The organism is Arthrobacter sp. H14 (genome assembly GCF_000520495.1).
Lineage (GTDB): Bacteria > Actinomycetota > Actinomycetes > Actinomycetales > Micrococcaceae > Arthrobacter_C.
Map to the genome: position 1 here is coordinate 77,440 of NZ_KI914655.1, position 6,340 is coordinate 83,779.

Genomic DNA, 6,340 nt, shown 5'->3' on the forward strand with positions numbered 1-6,340 from the left:
TTAGAGGCGGCCGCCGCAAACTTCAGTTGCTTGGACGAGATCTCCAGCCGGCCCGACCGGACTGATCATCCTGACTCACCTTCCCCGGAGTCAGGCCGATCAGGAAGTCAGGTGCGGATGGGGATCTGGTTTAAGTAGCCAGCCGCACGATGAAGGGAACGGTTCGAGGACATGAACGCAGAGCAGCCAACCGCCGGGCGTCACGTCCCGGTGTTGCGCGAGCGTTGTGTCTCCCTGCTGGAGCCCGCCATTCAAGCTTCCGGTTCCGTGGTAATCGACGCGACGCTCGGGATGGGCGGTCACAGTGAATCCATGCTCAAAAGGTTCCCCGGGCTGCATCTAATTGGTATCGACCGCGACGAGGAAGCCTTGGCCCTTTCCACCGAGCGGCTGGCTCCCTTTGAGGACCGGATTGATCTGGTCCACGCTGTTTATGATGAAATTCCCGACGTTCTGGACGATCTTGGGGTGGACGAGGTTCAGGGCGTCTTGTTCGACCTCGGCGTTTCCTCGCTTCAGCTGGACGAACGCGAGCGCGGATTTGCCTACTCCTACGATGCGCCTCTGGATATGAGGATGGATACCAGCACCGGCCAGACGGCGGCAGACGTGGTCAATAACTATCCAGAGCCGGAGCTGCGGACCATCATCCGCAAGTGGGGCGAGGAGAAGTTTGCCGGCAGGATCGCATCCGGCATCGCCGCTGCACGGGCTGAGCAACCGATTACGACGACGGGACGGCTCGTCGAGGTGATCCGCACTGTCGTTCCGGCAGGCGCCGCCCGCACCGGCGGGCATCCGGCAAAACGGACTTTCCAGGCTCTGCGGATCGAGGTCAACGAAGAACTTAACGTTCTGGAGCGGGCGGTTCCGGGCGCCGTCGACGCGTTGGCCCTTGGCGGACGGATGGTTGTCCTCTCCTATCACTCCCTTGAGGACAAGATCGTTAAATCGGTCCTGTCCGGCCGCTCGCAGTCCTCGGCTCCGCGGGGGTTCCCCGTTGAACTCGAGGAACACAAGCCCGAACTCAAACGCCTGGTCCGGGGTACCGAAGCCCCGAACGAGGCCGAAATCGAAGAAAATCCACGGGCCGCATCGGCCAAATTACGTGCTGTGGAGCGCATCAAAGACAGGAGAGCGGCATGAGCCAACCAGCCCCAGCCAACGTTCAGCCGTCCACCGGCGCAATAGCGGGCAATACTGCCCGGGTGCTTCCCGACGGCGGCGCCCCGCAGCAGTATCCCGCCCCACAGAGGCGAACGCCGCTCTCGTTGGTGCCGGCAAGCAGCGGGCGGCGCCGCACGCCTTTCGTTGTCTTTTGCTTTCTGACCCTCGCCGCCGCCCTGGTCGGCGTGCTGGTGCTGAACGTCTCCGTATCGTCGGGCCAGTACAAGCTCGTGGACCTGCACAACAAGCAGGTTTCACTGGCGCAGAATAACGAAATGCTGACACAGCGGCTCAAAACCCACCAAGCTCCCCAGAATCTGGCCTCGGCGGCTGCAGAATTGGGAATGGTAAGTTCACCGTCGTTTGGAACCATCGATTTGGAAACCATGAGCCTTTCAGGCAATCCCAAGCAGGCCGAGGACACAGAGGGCCCGGAAGCGCGCATTCCGGCACCGGATGTGGCGATCCAGCCCCGGATGGCCGATTCCGGGCCGGCTGAGCCCTCCGAAACCTCGAAAGAGGAGCCTTCGGCGTCGTCCTCATCCGGCGATAGCGGGCAGGAAGCCAGCGCTTCCGGTGAAAGCGACACACAAGCTTCCTCCGACAACGACGCACAAGCTTCCTCCGACAACGTTGTCCCGGCACCCGCTCAAGCGGAGCCGAAGGAACTAAACGGAGGCACGATTCCGGCGCCGCAGCAGCAAACGGCGCAGCAGTAAGTACTCGACAACCAATAACGGGGACACTTTGTGGCACTGATCAACGCTAAGAGCAGAAGGACCAGGCGTTCCGGCACTACCCGGAGGCTGCGGGCCGGTCTGGCGGTCATGCTGATGCTGCTGCTCATCCTGAGCGGCCGGTTGTTCCAGGTCCAAGGCCTGGATCCGGACGGCATGGCGCAGGCCGCCATCGATAACCGGGTCCGGACTTTTCCGGTGGCTCCTCTGCGCGGGGACATTATTGGCGCCGATGGGGATGTCCTGGCCACCAGCGTGCAGCGGTATGACATCACCGTCGACCAACAGAACATCCTGGACGAGTTCACGCGGATTACACCCGGGGATGAACTGGAAACGGTAACGAAGGAACAGGCGGTCCAGGAGCTTGCCGGGGTACTGGGACATGACCCGGAGGAAGTCAATAGGGCCATTACCGGTGAGGACCGGTTCCATTATGTGGCCAAATCCGTCTCGCCGGCCGTGCGGGACAAGATCATGGATCTTGGTATACCCGGAATCGTCGCCCAGGCCACGAGCCATCGCACCTATCCGTCCGGCGCCGTGGCTGGATCAATCGTGGGCTACCTCGGATCCGACAACGCCGCGTTGGCCGGAATCGAATTGACCAAGGATGACGTTCTCAGCGGAAAGCCCGGGAAAATCACCTACCAGATTGGTGCTGACGGGATTCCCATCCCCACGGCGCCACGGCAGGAGAAACCCGCCGTCGACGGCAAGACCATCCAGTTGACCATTAATCAGGACATCCAGTGGTTCGCCCAGCAGCAGATCGCCAGCCAGGTGGAACGGCTCAATGCCGAGTGGGGAAACATCGTCGTGCTGGAGGCCGAGACCGGGCGCATCGCAGCAATGGCGCAGTCGAAGAGCCCGGATCCGAATAATCCCGGAGCCACACCGGCTGACCGCAGGCAGGCGATGTCAGTGACGGAGGCCTTCGAACCTGGTTCGACGGAGAAAATGATCACCATGGCCGCGGCCATTGAGGAGGGTATCGCCAAACCGCTCTCCGAATTCACCGTCCCCCCGACGTATACGGTCAACGGGCAGACTTTCAGTGACGCGTTTGAGCACGGTACCCAAGAGCGGACCATGGCCGGTATCTTCGGCGATTCGATGAACACCGGTACGGTGATGATCGGCGAACAGCTCACCAAGCAGCAGCGGTACGACTGGCTGCGCAAGTTTGGGATCGGTGAACAGACCGGCGTACCTCTGCCGGGTGAGACCGGTGGCATCCTGGCCCAGCCCGAGAATTGGGATGGACGCCAGGAATTCACCGTTCTCTTTGGTCAGGGCGTGGCCCAGACCGCGCTGCAGACCGCCGTCGCCTACCAGGCCATAGCCAACGACGGCGTCAAGCTCAAGCCACGCTTGATCGAGGCGTATATCGATCCGGACGGCACCCGGCACGAGGTTCCGGCCCCGAAGGGGACCCAGGTCGTTTCGCACGAAACCGCGCAGATGGTCCAGGACATGCTGGAAACCACCGTCACCGATGCAGGCGCCCAGTTGGCCCAAATGGACAGCTACCGGGTAGGCGGCAAAACCGGCACGGCGGAGGCTCCGGGCAAGCACGGCGGGTACGATGGGTACACAGCTTCGTTCGTCGGCATGGCTCCCATGGAGGATCCAAAGTATGTGGTCGGGGTAACCCTGCAACGGCCACAGGGGGACATCTACGGTATTACCGCCGGGCCGACGTTCACGGCTGTCATGGGGCAGACACTGCACACCTTCGATGTGCCGCCGTCGACGGGAAAGCCCCCGCATCTGCCATTGTTCGCCGACAAAAAACCGGAGTAGTTCGTGCCAGAGAACAGCGGACCGCCCAACAGGGCGGGTCTGGAAATGCGCCCGCGCAAGGCCGCTCCGGTGCGCGTCTCGGCAATTGCCGAGTTCCTTCAGGCCTTCGGCGCAGGTTCAGCGGCCAATCAAGGCCCGCATCCCGCAGATGCCGGGGTCTCGGTCAGCGGCGTTTCCATCGATTCGAGGGATGTACAGCCAGGCGATTTGTACATTGGCCTGCCGGGCTCGAGAAGCCATGGGGCCGCGTTCGCCGGCCGTGCTGTGGAGGCTGGCGCCGCGGCCGTCCTGACAGATCCCGATGGTGTCGGGCAACTGGGGGAGTGCCCGGTGCCTGTACTCGTCGGGACCGACCTGCGTTCCGTCGTCGGGCCGTTGTCCCGTTTGATCTTCCAGAGCCAGCCGGCCGGAGTCCAGCGGCCAACCCTGTTCGGCGTCACCGGCACCAATGGCAAGACGACCACAACGTACTTACTGAATTCCCTGCTCAGGGCACTGGATCACACCACGGGATTAATCGGCACCATCGAAATCCTGGCGGGTGAAGAGGCCATCCCGAGCCAGCTCACCACTCCGGAGTCGCCGCAGGTGCATGGCCTGCTCGCGCTGATGCGGGAGCGGGGCCTGACGGCTGCCGCCATGGAGGTTTCCTCCCACGCAATTGCCTACCGGCGGGTCGACGGCGTGAAGTTCGACATCGCCGGGTTCACCAACCTGACGCAGGACCACCTTGACCTGCACGGCGACATGGAAGACTACTACCGGACCAAGGCCGGCCTGTTCACCCCGGAACGTGCGCGGCATGGCGTGGTTGTGGTCGACGACGAGTGGGGAGAGCGGCTCGTCAGGGATGCCACGGTACCGGTCACCACAGTGGCGTCGGCAGAGAACGCCGATGCAGATTGGACCGTGACCGCCCGCGAATCCGCCGGCCTCGGGCACCGGTTCGTGCTCCGGCATCGGTCGGGGGATGTCCTGAATTGCCACACCGGCCTGCCCGGGGACTTCAACGTGATTAATGCGGCACTGGCCGCGGTTATGGTGCTCGAATCCGGCGCATCACCGGCCCGGATCCAGGAAGTCCTCCATGCCGCCGACCCGTTTACCATCCAAGTCCCGGGACGGATGGAGCTGATCGGAACAGAGCCGGCCGCCATCGTGGATTTCGCCCACAATGCCGATGCCCTCGAACGTGCCTTGCAGTCGGTACGCACCCCGGATTCCGAGGGCCGCGTCATTATCGTTTTTGGCGCCACGGGCCAGCGGGATCAAGGCAAGCGCTCGATCATGGGTGCCGTCGCGGCACGGAACGCCGACGTCGTTATTGTTACTGATGATGATCCGCACGATGAGGATCCTGCGGTGATCCGCACGGCGGTGTATGACGGCGCTGCCCGGACCAAGGACGACGAAAGCCTCGGATGCGAACTGCACAACATCGCACCGAGGGCCGAGGCCATCGCGGCCGCCGTGGAAATAGCGACGGTGCACGACGTGATCCTGGTGGCTGGACGGGGCCACGAGATCTGGCAGGAAATCAACGGCGTAAACCATTCGCTCGACGACCGGGTTGAGCTCCGAACGTCCCTCAGCCGTCGGGGATTCATCCCCGTGCCCGGCATAACGGTAGAGTCCTGAGTCGACATGATTGAACTATCTGCAGAAGAAATCGCGACCATCACCGGCGGCAGGCTGACCGGTGCCGTCGACCCTGCCACCACCGTCACCTCGGTTGTCACGGATTCGCGGGAAGCCGTCGATGGCTCACTTTATGTGGCCAAGCCGGGCGAAAAGGCGGACGGGCACAGCTTTATCGGCCAGGCGTTCGACGCCGGGGCCGTGCTGACGCTGGCTGAGCGCCCGGTGTCCAGCCCCACGGGTTCCGGGTATCCGTCGGTTATAGTCGACGACGCCGTCCTCGCCATGGGAGCCCTCGCCGGCGCCGTGGTGGAAAGGCTGCGTGCTGCCGGTCCGCTGACCGTGATCGGAATTACCGGTTCCGCTGGGAAAACGACCACCAAGGATCTGCTGGCCGGAATTTTGAGACGCGAAGCGCCGGCGGTGGCGCCGATCGGATCGTACAACGGAGAGGTTGGGGTTCCGCTGACAGTTTTTGCGGCGGATTTCTCCACCCGTTACCTCATCATCGAGATGGGAGCCACCGGCATCGGACACATCCGCTACCTCGCCGAGATGGTCAAGCCGGACATCGGCGTCGTACTGGGCGTCGGATCGGCGCATGCGGGGGAGTTCGGGTCGGTCGAAAACATCGCTGTCGCCAAGGGTGAATTGGTCGAAGCCCTGGCGCCTTCCGGCACAGCGGTCCTGAACGCGGATGATCCCAGGGTTGCGGCCATGAAGGCCCGCACCAAAGCCGGTGTCCTTTGCTTCAGCTCCGACGAAAGCCTGCAGAGCGCCGAAGCGTCGGGCGGACTCCTGCTTGCGACAGGGCTGGAAACCACCATCGAGGGGCATCCAGCGTTCGACATAGCCTTCCCGGACGGCAGCATTGGACACGTGGAGTCCAAGCTCCTCGGCGCCCACCATGTCACCAATCTGCTCGCGGCGGCCTCAGCGGCCAACGTGGCGGGCATCAGCGGAAACAGGATTGTTGAAGCCTTGAGCGGACA

5 protein-coding genes are annotated in these 6,340 nt (G+C 63.1%); all 5 read left to right on the forward strand.

The window, feature by feature from the left end; genetic code table 11:
- The first annotated feature begins 171 nt into the window (after positions 1-171).
- Positions 172-1,146, forward strand: a complete 975-nt coding sequence (rsmH, locus tag Y707_RS0112180; protein ID WP_026535301.1) for a 16S rRNA (cytosine(1402)-N(4))-methyltransferase RsmH — start codon at positions 172-174, stop codon at positions 1,144-1,146.
- Positions 1,143-1,886 (forward strand): cell division protein FtsL, encoded by a 744-nt coding sequence (gene ftsL, locus Y707_RS0112185; protein ID WP_026535302.1) that lies wholly within the window; start codon positions 1,143-1,145, stop codon positions 1,884-1,886. Before rsmH ends, ftsL begins: the two co-directional genes overlap by 4 nt.
- A gap of 30 nt (positions 1,887-1,916) precedes the next feature.
- Complete coding sequence (locus tag Y707_RS0112190; RefSeq protein ID WP_026535303.1) at positions 1,917-3,710, forward strand: peptidoglycan D,D-transpeptidase FtsI family protein; 1,794 nt, start codon at positions 1,917-1,919, stop codon at positions 3,708-3,710.
- Between the two features lie 45 nt (positions 3,711-3,755).
- A complete protein-coding gene (locus tag Y707_RS0112195; RefSeq protein ID WP_081744828.1) occupies positions 3,756-5,348 on the forward strand; it encodes a UDP-N-acetylmuramoyl-L-alanyl-D-glutamate--2,6-diaminopimelate ligase in 1,593 nt (530 codons plus the stop codon).
- Between the two features lie 6 nt (positions 5,349-5,354).
- A partial coding sequence (locus Y707_RS25570) for a UDP-N-acetylmuramoyl-tripeptide--D-alanyl-D-alanine ligase (RefSeq protein ID WP_051441932.1) occupies positions 5,355-6,340 on the forward strand: 986 nt, incomplete at its 3' end.